Below are 23,781 nucleotides of genomic sequence, written 5' to 3'. Positions count from 1 at the left end.
CGACTGTGACTTCTGCTAGCTGGTTCCCAGCGGATCGATCGTGAACGCCGTGAAGATCACCGACGCCGCCACCGATGCCGTCATTGCGACGTCGAGCCCCTTGGACCGCACCGCCAACAGTCCCGCCCGATCGTCGGACAGCGCCAGCCGCAGACCGGCTGCCACCCCCACGCCGATGCCGATCAGTAGCGAGCCGCGGCGCCAGAAGCCCGCCGCCACCAGGACGAACGCCGTCAGGAAGATGACGCCGACCGCCACGATCGGCCACTGCGCGCGCACGGCGGTCCGAAAGCTCATCCCGCTTCGACCGACTCGACGACGTTGGTCAGCAGGAAGGCCCGCGTCAACGGCCCCACTCCGCCGGGGTTGGGTGACACGTGCCCGGCGACGTCCCACACGCCGGGATGCACGTCGCCGGTGAGCTTTCCGTCGACCCGGCTGACCCCGACGTCGACAACGGCCGCACCGGGTTTCACCATGTCCGCGGTCACCATGTGCGGCACACCCACGGCGGCGACGATGATGTCGGCCTGCCGGGTCAATGCCGGCAGATCGCGAGTTCCGGTGTGGCACAACGTCACCGTGGCGTTCTCGCTGCGCCGGGTCAGGAGCAGGCCCAGGGGGCGGCCGACCGTCACGCCGCGGCCGATCACCACCACGTGTGCGCCGGCGATCGGCACGTCGTACCGGCGCAGCAGATGCACGATGCCGCGCGGGGTGCACGGCAGGGGCGCTTCCTCACCCAATACCAACCGACCGAGGTTGGTCGGATGCAGCCCGTCGGCGTCCTTGTCCGGGTCGATGCGCTCGAGGGCGGCGTTCTCGTCCAATCGACCCCGTGGCAGCGGCAGCTGAACGATGTACCCGGTGCAGTCCGGGTTGGCGTTGAGTTCGTCGATGGTGGCGTCCAGCTCCGCCTGGCTGATGTCGGCAGGCAGATCACGGCGGATCGAGTTGATGCCGACCTTGGCGCAGTCGGCGTGCTTGCCGCGCACATAGGCCTGCGAGCCCGGGTCGTCGCCGACCAGGATGGTGCCCAGCCCGGGCGTGCGGCCCGCCGCGGTCAACGCCGCCACCCGCTCCGTCAGGTCGACGAAGATTTCGTCCCGGGTGGCCTTACCGTCCAGCACTGTCGCTCCCACGGTGGACATTCTGGCAGAGTCACAACGGTGAACACCCAGCCCGATGTGTTCAGTCCGGCCAAGCTCGGCCCGCTGACGCTGCGCAACCGCATCATCAAGGCCGCGACGTTCGAGGCGGCGTCCCCGGACGCCCTGGTCACCGACGACCTGATCAACTACCACCGGCGCCCCGCCGCGGGCGGTGTCGGCATGACCACCGTCGCCTACTGCGCGGTGTCGCCGGGCGGCCGGACCGACGGCTGGCAGATCTGGATGCGACCCGAGGCCGTCCCCGGTCTGCGCCGGCTGACCGACGCCGTGCACGCCGAGGGCGCGGCGATCAGCGCGCAGATCGGGCACGCCGGGCCGGTCGCCAATTCGCGCACCAACAAGGCGCCCGCTCTGGCACCGGTGCGGTTCTTCAACCCGCTGTCGATGCGGTTCGCGCGCAAGGCCACCCGCGACGACATCCGCGAGGTCACCGACGCCCACGCCAACGCCGCCCGGCTGGCCATCGAGGCCGGCTTCGACGCCGTCGAGATCCACCTCGGGCACAACTATCTGGCCAGTTCGTTCCTGTCGCCGTTGCTCAACCGCCGCGACGACGAGTTCGGCGGCTCGCTGGAGAACCGGGCGAAAGTGGCCCGCGGGGTGGTTCGCGCGGTGCGCGCCGAGGTCGGCGACCGGATCGCGGTGACGGCCAAGCTGAACATGTCCGACGGGGTGCGCGCCGGCATCCCGATCGAGGAGTCGCTGCAGACCGCGAAGTGGCTCGAGGACGACGGCGGCCTGGACGCCCTGGAACTGACCGCGGGGTCCTCGCTGGTGAATCCGATGTACCTGTTCCGCGGCGGTGCACCGGTCAAGGAGTTCGCCGCCAACTTCAAGCCCCCGATCAGCTGGGGCGTGCGGATGTCGGGCAACAAGTTCTTCCGCGAATACCCCTACCGCGAGGCGTATCTGATGCGCGACGCGGAGAAGTTCCGCGCCGAATTGAAACTGCCGATCATCCTGCTGGGCGGCATCACCAACCGCGAAACCATGGACAAGGCGATGGCCGCCGGGTTCGACTTCGTGGCGATGGGCCGCGCGCTGCTGGCCGAACCCGACCTGCTCAACCGCATCCAGGCGGACTCCGGGGTGCAGTCCATCTGCGATCACTGCAACCTGTGCATGCCGACCATCTACAGCCACACGCACTGCGTGGTGACGGGGGCGCCGGACCGCTGAACCCCCGCATCTGCTCAGCGCCGGCTGCGCCAGGTTGCGAGTAGGTCTCGCACTGACGGCTGAACAGATGCGGTGGTGCGGGCCGTCCGGACTCGGGCCCGCCAGCCGATACAGTTGGGGACGATGAGTCGACCAGTCGCTCCCGCATTGACCGTTCGATACGACGGAGCGCAGCGCACTTTCGCTCCCGGCCATGACGTGGTGGTGGGCCGCGACCTGCGCGCCGATGTCCGTATCGCCCACCCGCTGATCTCGCGGGCACACCTGCTGCTGCGGTTCGACCACAACCGCTGGGTCGCCATCGACAACGGCTCGCTCAACGGACTGTTCGTCAACGGCCGCCGCGTTCCCGCCGTCGACATCGCCGATGGCACGGCGGTCAACATCGGCAACCCCGACGGCCCGCTGCTGCGTTTCGACGTCGGCCAGGCCACCGGCATGGTCGGCCGGCCCCCGCAGACCACCGCGATCCCGGCCACCACCGTGATCCCGCCGCCGCCGGCATACCCGAGCGCTCCGCAGCCGTCGTACCCGCCGCCGCCCGTGCGACCCCCGTCGGCCCCGATCCCGACCCCGCCGCCGATGTCCGCCCCCACGCCGGCGCCCACGGCACCGGGCAACCTGCCGACCCAGATGGGCCCCACCGCGCTGCCCACCGGTGACAACACCAACCTGGCCACCAGCATGCTCAAGATCCTGCGGCCGGGCCGGTCGCAGGATGTGCCGGAGGGCGCCATCAAGATCGGTCGCGCCACCGACAACGACATCGTCGTTGCCGACGTGCTGGCCTCGCGCCACCACGCCACCCTGATTCCAGGGCCCGCGGGGACCGCAGAAATCACAGACAACCGCAGTATCAACGGCACGTTCGTCAACGGCCAGCGCGTCGACGCGGCCACGCTGCGCGACGGCGACGTGGTCACCATCGGCAACGTCGACCTGGTCTTCGCCGGCGGCACACTGGTCCGGCGCTCGGAGACCGAGGCGGCCACCCGCACCGGTGGACTCGAGGTGCGGGGACTGACCTGGACCATCGAGGGCAACAAGACGCTGCTCGACAACATCTCGATCGACGCCCGGCCCGGCACCCTGACCGCGGTGATCGGCCCATCCGGCGCCGGCAAGTCGACCTTCGCCCGCCAGGTCGCCGGCCTGACGCATCCGACCAGCGGCACCGTCACCTTCGAGGGCCACGACATCCACGCCGAGTACGCCTCGCTGCGTTCCCGGATCGGCATGGTGCCGCAGGACGACGTCGTGCACGGGCAGCTGACCGTGCACCAGGCACTGATGTACGCCGCCGAACTACGGCTGCCGCCCGACACCACCAAGGAGGACCGCGAGCAGGTCGTCGCGCAGGTGCTCGAAGAGCTGGAGATGACCCAGCACGCCGGCACCCGGGTGGAGAAACTGTCGGGCGGCCAGCGCAAACGGGCCTCGGTGGCCATGGAGCTGCTGACCGGGCCGTCGCTGCTGATCCTCGACGAGCCGACCTCGGGCCTGGATCCCGCCCTGGACCGCGCGGTCATGACGATGCTGCGGCAGCTGGCCGACGCGGGCCGCGTGGTGCTGGTGGTGACCCACTCGCTGACCTACCTCGATGTCTGCGACCAGGTGCTGCTGCTGGCGCCCGGCGGGCTGACCGCGTTCTGCGGACCCCCCAGCGACATCGGCGCGGCGATGGGTACCACCAACTGGGCCGACATCTTCAGTTCGGTGGCCGGCGATGCGAACGAAGCCCACCGGCGGTTCGTCGACCGCAGCGGCCCGCCGCCGCCCACCCCGGAGGCCGCCGCCCCCAGCGATCTGGGCAAGCCAGCGAAAACCAGCCTCAAGCGGCAGCTGTTCACCATCGCCCGCCGGCAGGTCAGGTTGGTGGTGTCCGACCGGGCCTACTCGGCGTTCCTACTGTTCCTGCCGTTCATCATGGGTGTGCTGTCGCTGTCCGTGCCGGGCGGCGGACCCGACGGTGCCAGCGTGGGCTTCGGCCTGCCGATCCCCGCGATCCAGGGCGGTGCCTCACCGAACGAGCCGGGTCAGATCCTGGTGATGCTCAACGTGGGCGCCATCTTCATGGGCACCGCGCTGACGGTGCGGGCACTGATCGGCGAGCGGGCCATCTTCCGCCGCGAACAGGCCGTCGGCCTGTCGACCACCGCCTATCTGCTGGCCAAGATCGCGGTCTTCACCGTGTTCGCGATCATCCAGTCGGTGATCGTGGTGACCATCACGGTCCTGGGCAAGGGCTGGGGCGAGGGTTCCGTCGACTCCGGCGCCTTCCTGAGCGGGCGCACCCTCGAGCTCTTCGTGGACATTGCCGCGACGTGTGTGGCCGCGGCCATGACGGGGCTGGCGCTGTCGGCGCTGGCCCGCTCGGCCGAACAGATCATGCCGCTGCTGGTGGTCGCGGTGATGAGCCAGCTGGTGTTCTCCGGCGGATTGATCCCGGTGACGGATCGGGTGGTGCTCGACCAATTGTCCTGGGTGACGCCGGCCCGCTGGGGGTTCGCCACATCGGCGTCGACGATCGACCTGACCCGGCTGGTGCCGGCGCCGCTGATGCCCGATGACAGTCACTGGAAGCACACGCCGGCGGCCTGGCTCTTCGACATGGCGATGCTGGCCGCGATCTGCATTGCCTACACCGGCTTCGTGCGCTGGAAGCTCCGGCTCAAAGCCAGCTAGCCGCTCGCCGACCCGCCACCGCGAGCGGCCGTGTCTGTACACGACACGCCGCGGGCGACCGTACAAAGGCGGACGCTCGGCGCTATTCGATGACCAGACCGTGGGCGGCGGCGAGCGCCACCGCCTGACCCAGATCCACCTTGGCGCCGCGTGTCCGGGCCGTCGTCCAGAAGGTCGGGTCCACGCGCGCGCCGCGCAGGTCGGCGTCCTCGAACCGGGCGCCCACCGTGCGGGCTCCGGTGAGGTCCGCGTCGCGCAGCACCGCCCTGCGCAGGTCGGCCTCCACCAGCGATGCCTCGCGCAGCCGGCAGCCGGACAGGTCGACGCCGCGCAGGTCGGCCCCGCCGAGCACGGCCAGGGTGAGGTCGACCTCGTCGAGCAGCACCGGTCGCAACCGGCAGTTGGTGAATACCGAACCCATCAGACTGCACGCCCGAAAGGTGCTGTGCCACAACGTGGTGCGGTCGAACCGGCAGTTGCGGAAGGCGCTGCCGCGATGCTCGGATTCGCTGAGGTTGACCCCGCCGAAGTGGCACCCGTCGAACACCACCCGCTCGGTCTGCAGTCCGCCCAGATCCTCGTCACGGAAGTCATGGTCGGTGAACTCGCGGTCGGTCCAGAGCATGCTGCCATCATCGTGGAGTGTTCAAGCTGATGTTCTACTCCCCCCGGATCGCGCCGAACACCGGCAACGCGATCCGGATGGTGGCGGCCACGGGCGCCGAGCTGCATCTGGTCGAGCCGTTGGGGTTCGACCTGTCCGAGCCGAAGCTGCGCCGCGCCGGGCTGGACTACCACGACCTGGCGTCGGTGACGGTGCACGCATCGCTCGACGACGCGTGGGCGGCCGTGACACCGGCGCGCGTGTTCGCGTTCACCGCACATTCGGATACCTCGTTCGCCGAGATCGCCTATCGCCCCGGCGATGTCCTGTTGTTCGGCCCGGAACCCACCGGGCTGGATGCACGGACGCTGGCCGATCCGCACGTCACCGCGCGGGTGCGCATCCCGATGCTGGCCGGCCGCCGATCGCTGAACCTGTCGAATGCGGCCGCCGTCGCGGTGTACGAAGCCTGGCGTCAGCAGGGGTTCACCGGAGCCGTCTAGATCAGGGCCGCCAGGATCCTGCGGAACTGGGCGCGGTCGGCCCCGCTCAACGTGGCCAGGATCCGCTCCTCGGCAGCCCGGACACCGGAGTCCGTGCGCCCCAACAACTTCGAGCCCGCCGCCGTCAGCTCGGCGGGACGCGCACGGCCCTTCTCGGCCGTCGGCGGACGCCGAACCAGACCCCGGTCCTGCAGCCCGCGCAGAACCAGGTTCATGGCCTGCCGGGACACGCTGATGTTGCGCGCCAGCTCGGCGTTCGACGCGCCGGGCGAATGCGAGAGCATCCGCAGGCAGATGTACTCGGGAAAGGTCAGGCCGAGCGGTTCGAGGACGGCCTCCGTGACCTCGCCGCGCAACGCCATGTGCAGACGGTGCATCACATAGCCCAGCGGCGGGTTGGCAGCCATGGATGTCAGTTTACTTGACACATCTACGGATCGTCGGTAGACCGGAGAACATGACCGAGCAACCGAGCGACGCGATGTTCGAACAGGCCTACCGGGGCGAGGCACCCGAGATGGGCGCCCGTCCGCCGTGGAGCATCGGTGAACCGCAGCCCGAGATCGCCGCGCTGATCGCGGCCGGCCTCGTGCACGGCGACGTGCTCGACGCCGGTTGCGGCGAGGCGGCCACCGCGATGGACCTCGCCGAGCGCGGCTTCACCGTCGTCGGCCTGGACCAGGCGCCGACGGCGATCGAACTGGCCCGCGCCGAGGCCGCCCGACGCGGCCTGACCAACGCCGCCTTCGAGGTCGCCGACATCAGCGACTTCGGCGGCTATGACGGCCGGTTCGGCACCATCATCGATTCGACCCTGTTCCACTCGATGCCGGTCGAGCTGCGCGACGGCTACCAGCGTTCGATCGTGCGAGCCGCCGCGCCCGGCGCGTCGTACTTCGTCCTGGTCTTCGACAAGACGGGCATGCCCGGTGACAGCCCGGTCAACGCCGTCGACGAGGCCGAACTGCGTGCCGCGGTCAGCCCGTACTGGACCATCGACGAGATCCGGCCGGCCCGCATCCACGGCCACATGCCGCCGAACGTCGGCGAGGCGTTGGGGCCGTTCGGCGGGGCCGACATCCGCGACGAGCCGAACGGCCGCAAGTCCCTACCGGCCTGGCTGCTGTCCGCGCACCGGTAGGCGCGACTACCAGGTGTTCCAATGGGTCAGCTGCTCGGCCGGCAGCCGGTTGGCCAGCTTGAAATCGGTGCCCTTGGTGTAGGCGATCGGGAACAAACCACCCTGGGCGTGCGTGTCGAACGGAATGCCGAGGACGTCGGCGGCCTGCTTCTCGCCGTCGCCGATCAGGTGCAGGGTGGTCCACGCCGAGCCGAGCCCGCGCGAGCGCAGCGCGAGCATGAAGCTCCACACCGCCGGCAACAGTGATCCCCAGTACGACGCGCTGATCCCGGCCGGCGCGCCGTCGGGGCGGCCCTCGAGGCACGGGATCATGAGCACCGGCGCCTCCTCGAAGTGCTCGTTGAGATACTTCGCCGAATTCATCACGGCCCCGATCTGCTGATCGCGGACGTCGCCGTACTCCGGCTTCTCGGCATCCAGGTAGGGCGTGGCGTTGGCCCGGTAGATGTCGGCCAGGGCCTTCTTCTTCGCCCGGTCGTCGACGAACACCCATTGCCAGCCCTGCGCATTGGAGCCCGTGGGCGCCTGCAACGCCAACTCCAGACATTCCATCAGCACCTCGCGCGGCACCGGTTTGTCGAAGTCCAGCCGCTTGCGCACCGACCGGGTGGTGGTCAACAGTTCATCATTGGACAGGTTGAGGGGCATCCCGCCAGGTTACATTCGAGGACATGGCCATTGACCTGACCGATGAGATGTCCAACAGACTTGTCGCCGACCAATACGGCTGGCTCACCACCATCGCGAAGTCCGGGTTGCCGGTGCCGCGGCTGATCTGGTTCCACTTCGACGGATCGGCGATCTACCTCTACACGATGCCCGGCGCGGCGAAGGTCGCGCACATCCGTCGCCACCCGCAGGTGAGTCTGAACCTCGATTCCGACGGCAACGGCGGCGGGATCGTGGTGGTGGCCGGCACCGCGCGGGTGGACGCCGAGGGAGTCGACGCCCGCAGCGATCGGCCGTACTGGGCCAAGTACAGCGCCGCCGCCGAGCAGTTCGGGATGACCGAGGCAATGGAGCAATACAGCACCCGGATCCGTATCGACATCGAAAAGGTTTGGGGCACACCGCAGGGCTGACTCCGCGAGCGTGCACAGAAGTACGGCGGCGACGGCGTGTCGGCGGACCGACACGCACACTCGCCGAGTAGCGGCTAGCGGAAGTCGCGGGATCGGGAGCCCACCCGCAGGTCGAGCGGGCGCATCCCATCGGCGACGACCGTGACCGCGCCGCTGGCGTTCTGCACGATCCCCCGCACCACCAGCGCCGGCGCCGTCTGCGCCAGCCGGCGGTTGCGTGCCCAAATCCCTTGCGAACAGAGCACATTGACCATACCGGTCTCGTCCTCGAGGTTCATGAACGTCACACCCTGCGCGGTCGCCGGACGCTGGCGATGCGTGACCGCCCCGGCCACCAGCACCCGGGTGCCGTCGCACACACCGAGCAGCTCGCCGGCGGGCACCACGCCGAGGGCGTTCAGGTCGGCCCGCAGGAACTGGGTGGGATAGCTGTCCGGTGACACACCGGTGGCCCACACATCGGCGGCCGCCAGTTCCAGCGCGCTCATCCCGGGCAGCGCCGGGGTGTGCGATGTCGTCCCGACACCGGGCAGCCGGTCGGCCCGCTCGCCGGCGGCCGCGCCCGCCGCCCACAGCGCCTCACGCCGGTCGACGCCGAAGCAGCCGAGCGCCCCCGCCGTGGCCAGCGCCTCGGTCTGCGGCACGCTCAATTGCAGGCGACCGGTCAGATCGAGCAGAGATGCGAACGGGCCGTTGGCCTTTCGCTCCTCGACCAGCCGCTGCGCCAGCTCGTCGCCGACGTGACGGACCGCGCCCAGCCCGAGCCGGACCTCGAGGCCGGCGTTCTCCAGTGTGGCGTGCGCCAGACTGGCGTTCACGCACGGGCCGTGCACCACCACACCATGCCGGCGGGCATCGGCCACCAGCGACTGCGGCGAATAGAAGCCCATCGGCTGTGCCCGCAGCAGCGCGGCGCAGAACGCGGCGGGGTGGTGCAGCTTGAGCCACGACGAGTAGAACACCAGTGAGGCGAAACTGAGCGCATGGCTCTCGGGGAAGCCGAAATTGGCGAAGGCCTCCAGCTTCTCGTAGATCCGGTCGGCCAGCGCACCCTCGATGCCGTGCAGTTCGCGCAGCCCGTCGTAGAACCGGCCGCGCAACCGGCGCATCTTCTCCGTCGACCGTTTGGATCCCATCGCCCGGCGCAGCTGATCGGCCTCGGCCGGGCTGAACCCGGCGCAGTCGACCGCCAACTGCATCAGCTGTTCCTGGAACAGCGGAACCCCCAACGTCTTTCGCAGCGCCGGCTTCATCGAGGGATGGTCGTAGACCACCGGATCCAGCTTGTTGCGGCGGCGGATGTAGGGATGCACGGACCCGCCCTGGATGGGGCCGGGACGGATCAGGGCCACCTCGACCACCAGGTCGTAGAACACCCGAGGTTTCAGCCGGGGCAGGGTGGCCATCTGCGCGCGCGACTCGACCTGGAACACCCCGACCGAGTCGGCGCGCTGCAGCATCTCGTAGACGGCCGGCTCCGAGAGATCCAGCTTCGCGAAGTCGACGTGCAGCCCCTTGTGCTCGGCGAGCAGGTCCACCGCATAGTGCAGGGCCGAGAGCATGCCCAGTCCGAGCAGATCGAATTTCACCAGACCTATTGCCGCACAGTCGTCCTTGTCCCACTGCAGCACGCTGCGGTTCGCCATGCGGGCCCACTCCACCGGGCACACGTCGGCGATCGGGCGGTCGCAGATCACCATGCCGCCGGAGTGGATGCCCATGTGCCGGGGCAGATCGGCGATCTCGCCGGCCAGCTCGACCACCGACCCGGGAATGTCCTCCACGTCCGGGGAATCGGCCCGGCCGTTCCACCGGCTGATCTGCTTGCTCCAGGCGTCCTGCTGGCCCTGTGAGTAGCCGAGCGCACGAGCCATGTCCCGCACCGAACTTCGCCCCCGGTAGGTGATGACGTTGGCCACCTGGGCTGCGTAGTCGCGGCCGTAGCGTTCGTAGACGTACTGGATGACGTTCTCGCGCAGATCCGATTCGATGTCGATGTCGATGTCCGGCGGCCCGTCCCGGGCCGGGGACAGGAAGCGTTCGAACAGCAATTCGTTGGCGATCGGGTCGACCGCGGTGACCCCCAGCGCGTAGCAGACCGCCGAGTTGGCGGCCGAACCCCGGCCCTGGCACAGGATGTCGCTGTCCCGGCAGAACCGGGTGATGTCGTGCACCACCAGGAAATAGCCCGGGAACTTCAGGCCGGCGATGATGTCGAGTTCCCGTTCGATCTGGGCGTAGGCGGTGGGGGCGGTGTCGCGCGGGCCGTAGCGGTCGGCCGCGCCGATCATCACCAGCTCCCGCAGCCAGCTGTCCTCGGTGTGCCCGGCCGGCACGTCATACGGCGGCAGCTGCGGGGCGATCAGCCGCAGGCCGAACGCGCACTGCTGCGCCAATTCGGCTGCCGCGGTGACGGCTTCGGGACGGTTGGCGAAGATCCGGGCCATCTCCTCCCCCGAGCGCAGGTGCGCACCACCCAGCGGAGCCAGCCGGCCGGCCGCCTCGTCGAGCGACTGCCGGGCCCGGATGGCGCTCATCGCCATGGCCAGCCGGCCCCGCGACGGGGCCGCGAAGTGCGCGGCGGTGGTGGCCACGACGCCGACGCCGAACCGCGGGGCCAACCCGGCCAGCACGGTGTTGCGTTCGTCGTCGAGCGGATGACCGTGACCGGTGAGCTCGACACTGACCCGGTCGGCGCCGAACCGGTCCACCAGATCGGCCAGCGCAGCGCTGGCCGCCTCCGGACCACCGGCGGAAAGAGCTTGGCGGACATGGCCTTTACGGCACCCGGTCAGGATGTGCCAGTGCCCGCCGGCAGCGTCGGTGAGCGCGTCGTAGTCGTACCGGAGCACCCCCTTCTGGCCGCCGGCCAGATGCGCGGCGGCCAGCTGGCGCGACAGCCGCCGGTACCCCTCGGGGCCGCGGGCCAGCACCAGCAGATGCGGGCCGGGTGGGTCGGCCTCCTCGGTGCGCGCGACGCCGCTCAACGACAGCTCGGCGCCGAACACCGTCGCCATGTCGAGTTCACGGGCGGCCTCGGCGAACCGGACGACGCCGTAGAGGCCGTCATGGTCGGTGAGGGCGATGGCCGTCAGGTCCAGCCGGGCCGCCTCCTCGACGAGCTCCTCCGGGGTGCTCGCACCGTCGAGGAAGCTGTAGGCCGAGTGGGCGTGCAACTCGGCATACGGAACCTGCGACCGTCGACGCTCGGCGGCAGGGGGCCGATAGGCGGCACGTTTGCGGGACCAGCCCGGACTGTCCCCGCCGTCGCCCACCGGCGGCCTGCCCTCCAGCACGCGCTGCATCTCGGCCCAGCTCGGCGGCCCGTTGTGCCAACCCATGGCCGAATGATATCGAACATTTGTTCGACTGTCAGTCGGCGGGATACGCGTGGATCACCGCGGTCGCGAGTTTGGGCACCGCGTGGATCAGGTCGTGTTCGGCGCCATGGGCGATCCGGTGGGCCTGGACCAGAGTGAGGTCGGGGTCGATGTCCAGTTCGGCGTCGGCGTGCAGGCGGTGACCGATCCAGCGCATCCGCACGCTGCGCACCGACCGCACTCCGGGGCGCGCCGCCAGCGTGGCTTGGGCGGTCTCGACCAGCCCCGGATCCACGCCATCCATCAAGCGGCGGAACACATCTCGGCCGGCAGTGCACAGCACGGCCAGAATGGCGACGGTGATGACCAGGCCGACAACGGGGTCGGCAAGCGGGAAGCCCAGCGCAACACCGCCGGCGCCGAGGAGGACGGCCAGCGAGGTGAAGCCGTCGGTGCGGGCATGCAGGCCGTCGGCGACCAGGGCGGCCGAGCCGATCCGTCGCCCGATGCGAATGCGGTACAGGGCGACCCATTCGTTGCCGATGAAGCCCAGCAGGCCCGCCAGGGCGACCCAGCCGAGGTGTTCGACGGGGCGCGGGTGGACGAGACGCTGGATGGCCTCGTAACCGGCGACGATCGCCGAGAGGGCGATCATCGCGACGACGAACAGCCCGGCCAGGTCCTCGACCCGGCCGAAACCGTAGGTGTAGCGGCGGGTGGCAGACCTGGTGCCCAGCGCGAACGCGATCCACAGCGGGATCGCGCTCAGCGCGTCGGAGAAGTTGTGAATCGTGTCGGCGGCCAGCGCGATCGATCCGGACAGCAGCACGACGACCACCTGTGCGAGCGCCGTGATGCCCAGCACCACCAGGCTGACCTTGACCGCCCGAATGCCCGCGGCACTGGCCCGCACCTCGTCGTCGAGGCCGTGTGCATGGTCGTGGGAATGCAGCAAATGACTCATCGTCCGTCGGCCTTTCGCTGGCGCGGCTTGGCAGGAAATGCGGCAACGGCCGGATCGTCGCGATGGTGCGACGGAACTCCCGGGCCGGCGTGTTCGGCGTTGAACACCGCATCCACCACGAGTTGGCGCACGTGCTCGTTCTCCAGGCTGTAGAAGATGGTGGTCCCGGCCCGCCGGGTACGCACCAGCCGGGCCATCCGCAGCTTGGCCAGATGCTGGGACACCGACGGCGCGGGCTTACCGACCCGCTCGGCCAGTTCGTTGACCGACAGCTCCGTCTCGGTGAGCGCCCACAGCACCTGGATCCGGGTGTGATCGGCCAGCATTCGGAACACCTCGACCACCAGACCCACCTGATCGTCGGCCAGCGGCAGCGGAGAACCACTAGTTGCGTTCATACGCAGATAGTAGGACAGGCCGATGCACACCGCCAACCAGGCCCATCTCCTACAGTCCGATGATGAGCCGTTGGATCGTCACCCACGTCCCCTCGGGACTGATCCTGGTGTGCCTGATGGCGATCATCGCCGGCGGCGCGGTGCTGGTGTCGATGTTCGTCCGCCGTCGCTTCGCGGCACTGACCGGCGACGAACACAACGACGTCCTCAAGTTCACCTACGGGTTCATCGGATTCGTCTACGCCTTCTTCATCGGTTTCGTGGTGTCCTCGATGTGGGGTCAGATCAACACCGCCGACGCGAACGCGCGGACGGAGGGCGCCACCGCAGTCCAGTTGGCCACCGACACAAGCGGATTCGACCAGGCCGACGCCGACCGGATCCGACACGATCTGGTCAGGTACACCAACGCCGCAATCGCCGAGTGGGACCAGGAGGGCAACCGTCGCTCACCCACCACCGACGCCGCGCTCGCTCAGCTGTACGCGACCTACGACCAGGTCGAAGCAGTGACCGACCGGCAGAAGAGCCTGGTGGCTTCCGCATACGCGAACCTGGACAAGCTCGGCCAGGCGCGCACCGTGCGGCTGCTGACCGACCAGCAGGACCAGGGGCCACCCTGGCCGTTGTGGACGGTCATCTTCCTGACCAGCGCGCTGGTCCTGGGCACGGCGATCAGCTACGGCGTCGAGAAGCCCCACCTGCATCTTCCGATGGTGGCCGTCGTCGGACTCGTCGTCGCAGCGAACCTGTTCCTGATCATGGAACTGGCGCACCCATACACCGGGGAGATTGCGACGACCTCCGATTCGCTGCGGGAAACCCTGCGGGTGCTCGACACCCACCCGTCCTGATCACCGTGCCAGGCGCTGGACCAACTCCTCGACACGGCCGGCGATATCGTCGCGGATGAGGCGCATGCGTTCCAGGCCCTCGATACCGCGCAGCGATGGTTCGTCGGTATCCCAGATCTCCACCGGCGGGCCGTGTTCGGGAAGATCGGGCTGGGCTGCGGTACCCACGATGACAATCAGATCGACGGCAGCAATCAAGGCGTCGTCCAGCTGGGTCGGTCGATGATCGCTGACATCGATTCCCAGTTCCGCCAGTGATTGCGCCGAGAGCGCGTTGACAGCGCCCTTGGCGTGCGTACCGGCCGACAGCGCCCGGATGCGCGGCCCGGCGAGCTTGTTCATGAGCGCCTGTGCCATAACGGATTTCCCGGCGTTGCTGACACAGACGAACAACACCGTGGGTACATCGGAATGTGTCATGCGCTCTCCGTGGCCATGCCGAATCGGGGCCGCAGCGCCAACGATGCGTACACCAACCCCACCAGGACGGGAACCTCGATGAGCGGTCCGACGACTCCGGCCAGTGCCTGCCCGCTGGCGGCGCCCCAGGTGGCGATTGCCACGGCGATGGCCAGTTCGAAGTTGTTGCCCGCCGCGGTGAACGCCAACGTGGTGGTGCGGGCATAGCCCAGTCCCAGGGACGCGCCCAACACCATTCCACCACCCCACATGAGCGCGAAGTAGACGAGCAGAGGCAGCGCGATGCGAACGACGTCGAACGGCTTGTCGATGATCTGATCGCCCTGCAGGGCGAAGAGGATCACGATGGTGAACAGCAACCCGTAGAGGGCCCAGGGCGAGACCCGGGGTAGGAATCGGGTTTCATACCAGCCCCGGCCCCGGGCACGTTCACCCAACCGGCGTGACAGGTAACCCGCGGCCAGTGGAATTCCCAGGAAGATGAGGACGGATTCCGCGATCCGCAGCGGCGAGGCGGTGATGTCGGTACTCGGCAGGCCGAGCCATCCCGGCAGCACCGTGAGGTAGAACCAGCCCAGTGCCGCGAACATGGCGACCTGGAACAGCGAATTCAGGGCAACCAGGACCGCGGCGGCTTCCCGGTCCCCGCATGCCAGGTCATTCCAGATGATCACCATCGCGATGCACCGGGCCAGCCCGACGACGATCAATCCGGTGCGGTACTCGGGCAGATCGGGCAGCAACAGCCACGCGAGGGCGAACATCACCGCGGGGCCGATCACCCAGTTGAGCACCAGGGAGACCACCATCAGCCGGCGATCCGCGGTGACGTCGCCCAGTCGGTCGTATCGGACCTTTGCCAGCACCGGGTACATCATCACCAACAGCCCCAGGGCGATCGGCAGCGAGACGCCGTCGATCTGGACCGCGCCGAGCGCACCGCCCAGGCCAGGGATCAGTCGGCCCATGGCCAGGCCCGCCACCATCGCCAACCCGATCCACAACGGCAGCAGCCGGTCCAGAGCGGACAGTCGCACGGATGTCATCAGCAGCACGGTTGTGCTTCGGAACCACCGCAGCACACCGTCGAATCATTCTGTTCAGCAGCACTTTTCGGACCCGATCCGAACTCCTCGGTGTCGGCCAGCTTGGTATAGACCTCCCAGCGTTCCCGATCCGGGCCCGTCACCCACACCTTGTCCTGGGTGGCGAAGCAGCACGTCGTACCGATCTCCGCGGCAGTGAACAAACCCGCTTCGGCCAACCGGGCGATCTCGGCATGAACCATGGCGCTCGACGGCACCTCCACGCCGAGGTGGTTGATGGAGCCGCCCTGCCCCGGGTTCTCCAGCAACACGAGTTTCAGCGGCGGATCCGCGATCGCGAAATTCGCGTAGCCCGGCTTGACCTTGGCCGGCTGCGTGCTGAAGAGCTTGGAGTAGAACGTGATTGCCGACGCGAGGTCGTCGACGTTGAGCGCGAGTTGAACACGGGACATGAGAACCGACCTCCCCAGGAGTCTGCGACATATGTCGAAGTAGTGCCGTAGGCCAGCATGCCACCTTTTCGATATAAGTCAAGATATCTATGGCATGATGGGCCCATGCCCAAAGCGCTGCCCGTCATCGACACCACCGCGCCGGTATGTTGCGCACCGGTGGCAGCGGGACCGATGAGCGACCACGATGCCCTGCAGATCGCGTTGCGGCTCAAGGCATTAGCGGACCCAGCCCGCGTCAAGATCGTCTCCCACCTGTTCAGCTCGGACTCGGGCGAGGAGATCTCCGGGAACCTGGCCGCCGTCCTCGGCCTGAGCGAATCCACCGCCAGCCATCACCTCACCCAACTGCGCAGGGCGGGGCTGGTCACCTCCGAGCGGCGCGGAATGAACGTCTACCACCGGGTGCGCCCCGACGCTCTCCAAGCTCTGTGCGCCGCGCTCGACCCCAACTGCTGCACCTGAGCGGGCCCGAGATCGACAAAATGGCGGGGCCGTCTCGCACAAATTCGCCGAAAGGTGCGTTTCGGCGTACGCCAGCGATGAGTAATGGGCGCCGGCGAAGTCAACACTGACATGACCGCCCTACCCACCGTCGTCGACGAACCGACCTGGCGCGCCGAACTCGACGTCCTGCGCCTCCGCGAGAAGGCCGCCACCCGCGAGCTCGACGCGATCGCCGCGCAGCGGCGCCGCCTGCCGATGGTGGCACTACCCGACTACACCCTCATCGGCGCGGCGGGACCCGCCCGGCTGGCCGACGTGTTCGACGGCAAGAGCCAGCTGATCACGTATCACCACATGTGGACCGACGGCGCGGAGTGGCAGTGCCCGGGCTGTACCGGTTACACCGCGCAGTTCACCCGGCTGGAATTCCTGGACAGCTACGACGCCCGCTTCGTGGTCGTGACCAACGGTCCCATCGACGAGGCACTGGCCTACCGCGCCAAGGTCGGCAACACAATGGACTGGTACTCCTCGGCGGACAACAGCTTCGGCCCCGACATGGGTGCTGCGCCGGGCGACGGCTTCGCGATCAACGTGTTCCTGCGCGATCCCGGCACCGACACCGTCTACCGCACCTGGCACACCAACGGCCGCGGCACCGAACAGCTCGGCCATACCTTCGGCCTCATCGACGTCCTGCCCTACGGCCGTCAGGAGGAATGGCAGGATTCCCCGGACGGCTGGCCGCAGTCGCCGACATACTCCAGGTGGCCGGGATCCGATGACATCGCCCGCGCCTACGGGCGGTGACCGCCGGCTGAGCATCGGGGTCGGAGGTCCCTATCGGGACCGCTGCCGGCGGACCACCGTGAGGAGATGGACCACCTCACCGTTCTGGACGCGGGATTCCTGCACGCCGAGGATTCCGATCCGAACATCAGCCTGGCCATCGGCGGCATCACCGTCCTCGAGGGACCACCGCCGGATTTCGACGAGCTGGTGGAGACACTGACCGAACGTCTGAGACAGGTCCCGCGGCTGCGCCGGGTGCTGCACACCCACCGGCTCGACATGGGGCCGCCGGTCTTCGAGGAGCGCTCCGGACTCGACCTGAGACCCCAGATCAAACATGCGGCGGTGCCCGCCCCGGGCGACGACGCCGATCTGTTCCGGCTGGCCGCCTCGATCGTCGAGCGCCGGCTCGACCGCCGCCACCCGCTCTGGGAGTGCTGGGTCATCGAGGGGCTGCGCGACGAACGCTGGGCGCTGCTGATGAAGGTCCACCACTGCCTGGCCGATGGCGTCTCCACCGCCCGGATGTTCACCGCCATGAGCGACAATGGTTCGGGGGCAACGACATTCGAGATCGGCTCCACCCATGAACAGCACCGGGATCCCCCGGTACCAAAGATCACGCTCAACCCGCTGGCCTGGGTCCGCACGGCCTGGAACCTGTCCGCCGCTGCGGTCGGCGCGGGTGCGCAGGCCGCCAGGGGGGCCACGGAGGTGCTGTCCGGCATGCTGTCCCCGGCCAGGCAAACCTCGCTGCTCGGCCCGGTGAGCACCATGCGGCGCTACCACGCGGCGCGCGCGTCACTGACCGACATCCACGACATCTGCGAGGCGTTCGACGTCACCCTCAACGACGTGGCACTGGCCGCCATCACCGCGGGGTTCCGCGCGGTGCTGCTCGGCCGCGGCGAGAAGCCCGGTCGCGAATCGCTGCGCACCCTGGTCCCGGTATCGATGCGCACCAGGGCCGACCCCGATAGCGCGCAGCGACCGGACAACCAGGTGTCGCTCATGTTGCCGCTGCTGCCGGTGGACCGGGCCAACCCGCTGGACCAGTTGCGCATCGTGCACCAGCGGATGACCCGGGCCAAGTCCAGCGGCCAGAAGCAGGCCGGCAGTTCGGCGCTCGGCGCGGCGGGCGTCATCCCGTTCCCGCTGACGGCCTGGACGGTGCGGACCCTGACCCGGATGCCGCAGCGCGGTGTGGTCACGTTGGCCACCAATGTTCCGGGACCGCGCGAGCAGCTGAAGATGCTGGGCCACAAGGTGATCCAGATGTACCCGATCCCGCCGATCGCGCTGCAGCTGCGTATCGGAATCGGAATGCTCAGCTACGGAGACGAATTCACGTTCGGAATCGTCGCCGACTACGACAGTGCCCCTGACATCGATGTGCTGACCGACGGGATCGAGCAGGCGATCAAGCGCCTCACCGAGCTTGCCGGGCGGCCTCGACGAGCAGTCGCCGCTCGGCCGTAGCGACCACCCGCCGGGTGGACTCGGCGGCGTCGGGGTTCACCGAGATCGACGTGATCCCCAGCTCAACGAGCCGTTCGGCGAACGCCGGATCGGTCGACGGGCGCTGCCCGCACAGCGACGATGTGATGCCGTGGCTGCGCGCGGTCGACACGATCCGGCCGATCGCATCCAGGACGGCCGCATCGGCTTCATCGAACACCTCGGCGCAGATCTCCGAGTCACGGTCGACCCCGAGCATCAGTTGGGTCAGGTCGTTGCTGCCGATCGACACGCCGTCGATACCCATCCCGATGTACTCCGGGAGCCAGTGCACCACCGAGGGCACCTCGGCCATCACCCACCGGTGCAGTCCGCGTTGACCACCCAGGGGGCTCGCATCCACCAGCGACAGACACTCCTCGAGTTCCCAGCGCGTCCGCACGAAGGGGATCATCAGGCCGAGGTTCGGGCTGGCTTCCCGAATCCGGGCCAGCGCACGCAATTCCAGTGCGAACAGTTCGGGTTCCTTGACGTACCGGAAGCACCCGCGGTAGCCGATCATCGGGTTGTGCTCGACGGGCTCGTAGGCCTCACCCCCGGTCAGGGTGCGGAACTCGTTGCTGCGAAAGTCGGTGGCACGGTAGATGACCGGGCGCGGTGCGAAAGCCGTGGCGATCCGCCCGACCGACGACACCAGCGCCTCGACCAGCGCCTCACCCTCGCCGTGGGCGATCAGGTCGTGCGGGTGCCGACCGCCCAGCGCCTCGGTCAGGATGAACTCGGCCCGCAGCAGGCCCACACCGTCCACGTCTTGTGCGGCAACCTTTTCCGCGCTGTCGGGCATGGCCAGGTTCACATAGATCTTGGTGGCGGTCACCTCCGAGCGCAGCACGACGGGTGCGGCAGGTTCGGTCACGCTGGCCGTCGGAGCCAAGGATCCGGCGCGGACCTGCCCGTGCGTCCCGTCCACGACGACGGACGCCCCGGCGACGAGGTCGGTGGTCGCGGTGCGCGCCCCGACGACGCAGGGCACGCCGAGTTCCCGCGCGACGATCGCGGCATGGCAGGTCATGCCGCCGTTGTCGGTGACGATCGCTGCGGCGCGGCGCAGTGTGGGCAGCCAATCCGGGTTCGTCATCGGCGCGACGAGCACCTCGCCGTCGACGAGGTCGTGGCCGTCCTCGGGGTTGCGCAGGATGCGGACAGCACCGCTGGCGACGCCCGGAGCGGCCGAGAGTCCGCGCGCCAGAATCGATCCCGCCGACGGCGCCGCCGCCCCGAGGGTGGTCACCGGTCGGGCCTGAACCAGCCAGATCGCGTCGCCGGCCACCGCCCATTCCAGGTCCTGCGGGCAGCCGTAGTGCCGCTCGACGTCGCGGGCGAGTTCGGCGACGCGGCGCAGGGTGTCGTCGTCGAGCACGCGGGCGTCGGCGAGTTCGGGCTCCAGGTCCTCCTGCCGGTCGCGCCCGTCGGGGCCCTGGATGATCCGGAAGTCCTGGTGGCCGATGCGGACGTCGAGGACGCGCAGCGATTCCTTGTCCACCACATAGGTGTCCGGCGTGACGAGCCCCGACACCACCACCTCGCCGAGCCCGAGCGCGGCCTCGATCACCACGCGGTCACGTGCGCCGGTGCTGGGGTCGGCGGTGAACCCGACCCCCGAGCGCTCCGAGGCGACCATCCGCTGCACCACCACGGCCATCGCGGGGTCGGCGGTGAAGCCCCGGCTGGCGCGGTAGGCGATCACCCGCGAGCCGAACAGCGACATCCAGCATTCGAGCACCGCCTGGATCAGTTCGTCGTCGCCGCGAACATTGGTCAGGGTGCGGTTCATCCCGGCGAACGAGGCATCCCGGCCGTCCTCGCCGGTGGCCGAGGACCGCACCGCCACCACTTCTGCGGCCCCCAACCGGTGGTAGGCGGTGAGGATTTCGGCACGCACGTCGTCGGCGACCCCGGCTCCGGAGACGATGTCCTGCAGTCGCCGGGACAGGTCGTCGAGGCGGTCCGGTTCGGATGCCGCCGCCAGCGCGTCGCGGTGCAGAGCCGCCAGTTGCGCGTCGACGCCGGCGGCCCGCATCGAGTCGCGGTAGCCGTCACGAAGCAGCACGAAGCCCGGTGGCACCGGCAGCCGCGCCGACACCATCTCGCCGAGGTTGGCGCCCTTGCCGCCGGCCTCCTCGGAGTCGGCAAGGCTCAGTTCGGCGAACGCGGCGACTCGGGCCGGAGTGCTCATGGCCTCATGATTCCGCCCGGCGCCCCGCCCGCACAGCCGGATTCCGGTACCGGGATGACGACCAAGTTCCCATCCGAGAATTACTTCTGCCCTCTTGCCACAACACCCGGACGGTGATCGGCTGGGAGACATGGCAACAGCCACCAGAGACGGGACTCCCCGCCGGCTGTTCCGGGACCGCCGGGAAGCGGGTCGCGTCGTGGCCGAACTCCTCGGCGCCTACCGGGACAACCCCGATGTCGTAGTGCTCGGACTGGCGCGCGGCGGGGTCCCGGTGGCGTTCGAGGTGGCCACCGCGCTGCGCGCACCGCTGGATGCGTACATCGTGCGCAAACTCGGGGCGCCGGGGCATGAGGAATTCGCGGTCGGCGCCCTGGCCAGCGGCGGGCGCATCGTGCTCAACGACGACGTCGTGCGCGGCCTCCGGGTGACCCCGGCCCAGCTGCGCGAGACCGCCGAGCGGGAAGGCCGTGAACTGGAGCGCCGCGAAGCCGTCTACCGCGCCGGCCGGCCCCCGCTCGACGTCACCGGCAAGACCGTCATCCTGGTCGATGACGGCCTGGCCACCGGCGCCAGCATGCTGGCCGCGGTCGCCGCGTTGCGCGACGCCAACCCCGCGCAGATCGTCGTGGCCGTCCCGGCGGCGCCGGAATCGACCTGTCGGGAGCTCGCGGCGCTGGTCGACGACGTGGTCTGCGCGTCGATGCCCACCCCGTTCCTGGCGGTCGGCGAATCGTTCTGGGACTTCAGCCAGACCAGCGACGAAGAGGTGCGCACCTTGCTGGCGACGCCGACCACCGGAATCGTCCGGCCGTTGGCCGAGTCACCGGCACTGGCCGTCAGCGCCGCCGCCGTCGACGCGCCCGGCGGTGTCCCGCCCGCCGACGTTCTCGACGACCTCATCGGCGACGCCCGGATCGTGCTGATCGGCGAGAGTTCGCACGGCACCCACGAGTTCTACGAGGCCCGCGCGGAGATCACCAAGTGGCTGATCCAGCACAAGGGTTTCACCGCCGTGGCCGCCGAGGCCGACTGGCCCGACGCCTACCGGGTGAATCGGTTCGTGCAGGGCCTGCCCGGCGACGCGTCGGCGGACCAGGCGCTGTCGGGATTCCAGCGCTTTCCGGCGTGGATGTGGCGCAACGACGTGGTGCGCGACTTCGTCGCCTGGCTGCACCGGCACAACCAGGACCGGGCCGGCAACCACGCCCGGAAGGTGGGGTTCTACGGCCTCGATCTGTACAGCCTGCACCGGTCGATGGCGGATGTCATCGACTACCTGGATCGCGTCGACCCCCCGGCGGCCACTCGCGCGCGCTCGCGCTACGCGTGCTTCGACCACGCCTCGGCGGACGACGGCCAGGCCTACGGATACGCGGCCGCGTTCGGCGCCGGCCCGTCCTGTGAACAGGAAGCCGTGGCACAACTGGTGGACATGCACCGCAACGCGATCCAGTATCTGAGCCTGGACGGCGTGGTGGCCGAGGACGAGTTGTTCTGCGCCCAGCAGAATGCCCAGACGGTCCGCAACGCCGAGGAATACTACCGCCGGATGTTCGGTGGCCGGGTCACGTCCTGGAATCTGCGCGACACGCACATGGCACAGACCCTCGACGCCCTCCTGGCCCACCTGGACAGCGCTGCGCAACCCGCCCGAATCGTGGTGTGGGCACACAACTCTCACGTCGGGGATGCCCGGGCCACGGAGGTCGGCGGGGACGGTCAGCTCACACTCGGACAGCTGGTCCGCGAGGAGCACGGGGCGGACTGCCGGTTGATCGGGTTCTCGACCTACCACGGGACCGTCACCGCGGCCACCGAATGGGGCGGCAACGCCTTCATCAAGACCGTGCGTCCCGCCCTGCCGGGCAGTGTCGAGGAACTCTTCCACGAAACCGGCCGGGCTGCGTTCCTCGTGGCGATGCACGACGGTGGGCCCGCCGCGCAGGCCCTCGAGGTCGTCCGGCTCGCGCGGGCGATCGGGGTGATCTACCTACCCGAGACCGAACGCCAGAGCCACTACTACCACGTGCGGCCGGCGGATCAGTACGACGCGATGATCCACCTCGAGCGGACCCGCGCGCTGCAGCCGCTGGACCCGACGAGCATCTGGATCGAGGGCCAGACGCCCGAAACGTATCCGAGCGGGCTCTAACCCGTCCGCGCGACGATGACGGGCACCTTGGTGGCCTGGACCACCGAGGAGGCGACCGAGCCGAGCAGCATGCCGGCGAAGCCACCCCGACCGTGGCTTCCCACAACAACCAGCTGCGCCTGCTCGGCCGCCTTCACGATGGCGTTCGCCGGCCGCGACCATTCCACGACCCGGTGCACGGTGACGTCCGGATAACGTTCCTGCCAGCCGGCCAGCCGCTCGGCGAGCACCTCGCTGCCGCGCTGCTCGAGGTGATCCCACTCCGCGCGCGGCACGTCCACCAGATCGCTGTCGCTGACCGAGTGAACGGCCACGAGATCAACGTTGCGCCAGGAGGCTTCGTCGAACGCGATGGCGGTGGCCCGCTCCGACGCGGGTGATCCGTCGATGCCGACGACCACCGGCGCGCGGGCCGGCGCCGGGGCCATCAGGTCCTCGTCGCGGATGACCGCGACGGGGCAGTGCGCGTGGCGCACGAGACCCGAGCTGACCGAACCGAGGATGGCACGAGCCAGTCCCCCGCGCCCGTGCGAGCCGACGACCACCATCGACGCGTCCTTGCTCAGGTCGACCAGCGTGCTGACCGACGGCCCGTCGATCTTCTCGGTCCGTACCTGCACGGTCGGCGCGGCGTCGCCCGCGACGCGGGCCGCATCCTCGAGGATTTCGTTGCCCCGCTCCTCTTCCCACTGCGCGTAGCCCGGCGGTATCCCCAATTCGGGCCACATCAGCATGCCGGGTGTCACGACATGCACCAATCGCAGTGGGACGTTGCGCTGGGCCGCCGACCGGGCTGCCCAGTCGACCGCGACCTTGGCGCACGCAGAGCCGTCAACGGCGACGAGAATGGACATCTGCGAACTCCTTCCAGGG

At 69.1% G+C, this 23,781-nt stretch carries 21 protein-coding genes and 1 pseudogene; 10 read left to right on the top strand and 12 right to left on the bottom strand.

Translation table 11 applies throughout. From position 1 onward, the window contains the following. Positions 1 to 15: 15 nt before the first annotated feature. Positions 16 to 297 (bottom strand): DUF3017 domain-containing protein, encoded by a 282-nt coding sequence (locus U0R18_RS14100; protein WP_526369303.1) that lies wholly within the window; start codon positions 295 to 297, stop codon positions 16 to 18. After that, a complete protein-coding gene (locus U0R18_RS14095; RefSeq protein ID WP_526369301.1) occupies positions 294 to 1,142 on the bottom strand; it encodes a bifunctional methylenetetrahydrofolate dehydrogenase/methenyltetrahydrofolate cyclohydrolase in 849 nt (282 codons plus the stop codon). Before U0R18_RS14095 ends, U0R18_RS14100 begins: the two co-directional genes overlap by 4 nt. A gap of 27 nt (positions 1,143 to 1,169) precedes the next feature. On the opposite strand from U0R18_RS14095, the gene U0R18_RS14090 reads away from it, so the two are divergent. Both U0R18_RS14090 and U0R18_RS14085 read left to right on the top strand, forming a co-directional pair. Then, positions 1,170 to 2,351: an NADH:flavin oxidoreductase gene (locus tag U0R18_RS14090; protein ID WP_526369299.1), complete on the top strand. Its 1,182-nt coding sequence runs from the start codon at positions 1,170 to 1,172 to the stop codon at positions 2,349 to 2,351. Between the two features lie 123 nt (positions 2,352 to 2,474). After that, a complete protein-coding gene (locus U0R18_RS14085) occupies positions 2,475 to 5,036 on the top strand; it encodes an FHA domain-containing protein (protein ID WP_526369297.1) in 2,562 nt (853 codons plus the stop codon). An 82-nt stretch (positions 5,037 to 5,118) separates the two neighbouring features. Here the strand turns inward: U0R18_RS14085 and U0R18_RS14080 are convergent, their stop codons facing one another. Next, a complete protein-coding gene (locus U0R18_RS14080; RefSeq protein ID WP_526369295.1) occupies positions 5,119 to 5,661 on the bottom strand; it encodes a pentapeptide repeat-containing protein in 543 nt (180 codons plus the stop codon). A gap of 17 nt (positions 5,662 to 5,678) precedes the next feature. Between U0R18_RS14080 and U0R18_RS14075 the strand changes: the two genes are divergently transcribed. Further along, on the top strand, positions 5,679 to 6,143 hold the full coding sequence (locus U0R18_RS14075; RefSeq protein ID WP_526369293.1) for a tRNA (cytidine(34)-2'-O)-methyltransferase: 465 nt from the start codon (positions 5,679 to 5,681) through the stop codon (positions 6,141 to 6,143). Here the strand turns inward: U0R18_RS14075 and U0R18_RS14070 are convergent. Further along, positions 6,140 to 6,550 (bottom strand): MarR family winged helix-turn-helix transcriptional regulator, encoded by a 411-nt coding sequence (locus tag U0R18_RS14070; RefSeq protein ID WP_526369291.1) that lies wholly within the window; start codon positions 6,548 to 6,550, stop codon positions 6,140 to 6,142. The genes U0R18_RS14075 and U0R18_RS14070 overlap by 4 nt on opposite strands. A gap of 50 nt (positions 6,551 to 6,600) precedes the next feature. On the opposite strand from U0R18_RS14070, the gene U0R18_RS14065 reads away from it, so the two are divergent. Then, on the top strand, positions 6,601 to 7,284 hold the full coding sequence (locus tag U0R18_RS14065; protein ID WP_526369289.1) for a class I SAM-dependent methyltransferase: 684 nt from the start codon (positions 6,601 to 6,603) through the stop codon (positions 7,282 to 7,284). Between the two features lie 6 nt (positions 7,285 to 7,290). Here the strand turns inward: U0R18_RS14065 and U0R18_RS14060 are convergent, their stop codons facing one another. Beyond that, complete coding sequence (locus U0R18_RS14060) at positions 7,291 to 7,932, bottom strand: nitroreductase family protein (RefSeq protein ID WP_526369287.1); 642 nt, start codon at positions 7,930 to 7,932, stop codon at positions 7,291 to 7,293. A 23-nt stretch (positions 7,933 to 7,955) separates the two neighbouring features. On the opposite strand from U0R18_RS14060, the gene U0R18_RS14055 reads away from it, so the two are divergent. Further along, positions 7,956 to 8,366, top strand: a complete 411-nt coding sequence (locus tag U0R18_RS14055; protein ID WP_526369285.1) for a TIGR03667 family PPOX class F420-dependent oxidoreductase — start codon at positions 7,956 to 7,958, stop codon at positions 8,364 to 8,366. Between the two features lie 74 nt (positions 8,367 to 8,440). Here the strand turns inward: U0R18_RS14055 and U0R18_RS14050 are convergent, their stop codons facing one another. The 3 genes from U0R18_RS14050 to U0R18_RS14040 are packed head-to-tail and all read right to left on the bottom strand — an operon-like array spanning position 8,441 to position 13,048. Next, positions 8,441 to 11,707, bottom strand: coding sequence for a DNA polymerase III subunit alpha (locus U0R18_RS14050; RefSeq protein ID WP_526369283.1), 3,267 nt, complete (start codon positions 11,705 to 11,707; stop codon positions 8,441 to 8,443). 31 nt (positions 11,708 to 11,738) lie between these two features. Then, positions 11,739 to 12,650 carry a cation diffusion facilitator family transporter gene (locus tag U0R18_RS14045; RefSeq protein ID WP_526369281.1) on the bottom strand — a complete coding sequence of 304 codons (912 nt, stop codon included), beginning with the start codon at positions 12,648 to 12,650 and terminating at the stop codon, positions 11,739 to 11,741. After that, on the bottom strand, positions 12,647 to 13,048 hold the full coding sequence (locus tag U0R18_RS14040) for an ArsR/SmtB family transcription factor (protein ID WP_526369279.1): 402 nt from the start codon (positions 13,046 to 13,048) through the stop codon (positions 12,647 to 12,649). The genes U0R18_RS14045 and U0R18_RS14040 overlap by 4 nt, the downstream gene beginning before the upstream one ends. A 62-nt stretch (positions 13,049 to 13,110) precedes the next feature. On the opposite strand from U0R18_RS14040, the gene U0R18_RS14035 reads away from it, so the two are divergent. Further along, positions 13,111 to 13,902, top strand: coding sequence for a bestrophin-like domain (locus U0R18_RS14035; protein ID WP_526369277.1), 792 nt, complete (start codon positions 13,111 to 13,113; stop codon positions 13,900 to 13,902). On the opposite strand, the pseudogene arsB reads toward U0R18_RS14035, so the two are convergent. Both arsB and U0R18_RS14025 read right to left on the bottom strand, forming a co-directional pair. Beyond that, positions 13,903 to 15,368 (bottom strand): annotated as a pseudogene (gene arsB / locus U0R18_RS14030) (ACR3 family arsenite efflux transporter). After that, positions 15,368 to 15,820 (bottom strand): ArsI/CadI family heavy metal resistance metalloenzyme, encoded by a 453-nt coding sequence (locus tag U0R18_RS14025; protein ID WP_526369275.1) that lies wholly within the window; start codon positions 15,818 to 15,820, stop codon positions 15,368 to 15,370. The pseudogene arsB and the gene U0R18_RS14025 overlap by 1 nt, the downstream one beginning before the upstream one ends. Before the next feature lie 105 nt (positions 15,821 to 15,925). On the opposite strand from U0R18_RS14025, the gene U0R18_RS14020 reads away from it, so the two are divergent. From U0R18_RS14020 to U0R18_RS14010, 3 genes are all read left to right on the top strand, one after another. Next, the gene (locus tag U0R18_RS14020; protein WP_526369273.1) at positions 15,926 to 16,285 is read left to right on the top strand and encodes an Rv2640c family ArsR-like transcriptional regulator; all 360 of its coding nucleotides are present in this window, start codon (positions 15,926 to 15,928) and stop codon (positions 16,283 to 16,285) included. Between the two features lie 111 nt (positions 16,286 to 16,396). Next, entirely contained in the window at positions 16,397 to 17,077 is a 681-nt protein-coding gene (locus U0R18_RS14015) for a DUF899 domain-containing protein (RefSeq protein WP_526369271.1), read from the top strand. 66 nt (positions 17,078 to 17,143) lie between these two features. Beyond that, a complete protein-coding gene (locus U0R18_RS14010) occupies positions 17,144 to 18,538 on the top strand; it encodes a wax ester/triacylglycerol synthase family O-acyltransferase (protein ID WP_526369269.1) in 1,395 nt (464 codons plus the stop codon). On the opposite strand, the gene ppsA is transcribed toward U0R18_RS14010, so the two are convergent. Then, the gene (ppsA, locus tag U0R18_RS14005; protein WP_526369267.1) at positions 18,489 to 20,753 is read right to left on the bottom strand and encodes a phosphoenolpyruvate synthase; all 2,265 of its coding nucleotides are present in this window, start codon (positions 20,751 to 20,753) and stop codon (positions 18,489 to 18,491) included. The two genes, U0R18_RS14010 and ppsA, sit on opposite strands and share 50 nt — an antisense overlap. 130 nt (positions 20,754 to 20,883) lie before the next feature. Here ppsA and U0R18_RS14000 point away from each other — a divergent pair, with 130 nt between their 5' ends. Continuing rightward, positions 20,884 to 22,908 (top strand): erythromycin esterase family protein, encoded by a 2,025-nt coding sequence (locus U0R18_RS14000; RefSeq protein ID WP_526369265.1) that lies wholly within the window; start codon positions 20,884 to 20,886, stop codon positions 22,906 to 22,908. Here U0R18_RS14000 and U0R18_RS13995 read toward each other — a convergent pair. Then, the gene (locus U0R18_RS13995) at positions 22,905 to 23,762 is read right to left on the bottom strand and encodes a universal stress protein (protein ID WP_526369263.1); all 858 of its coding nucleotides are present in this window, start codon (positions 23,760 to 23,762) and stop codon (positions 22,905 to 22,907) included. The two genes, U0R18_RS14000 and U0R18_RS13995, sit on opposite strands and share 4 nt — an antisense overlap. Positions 23,763 to 23,781 lie beyond the last annotated feature (19 nt).

Origin of the sequence: Mycobacterium sp., from assembly GCF_046330795.1 — a bacterium.
Classification (GTDB): Bacteria; Actinomycetota; Actinomycetes; order Mycobacteriales; family Mycobacteriaceae; genus Mycobacterium.
The sequence above is the reverse complement of the archived record's forward strand: the minus strand, read 5'-3'. Positions and strand labels throughout refer to the sequence as shown.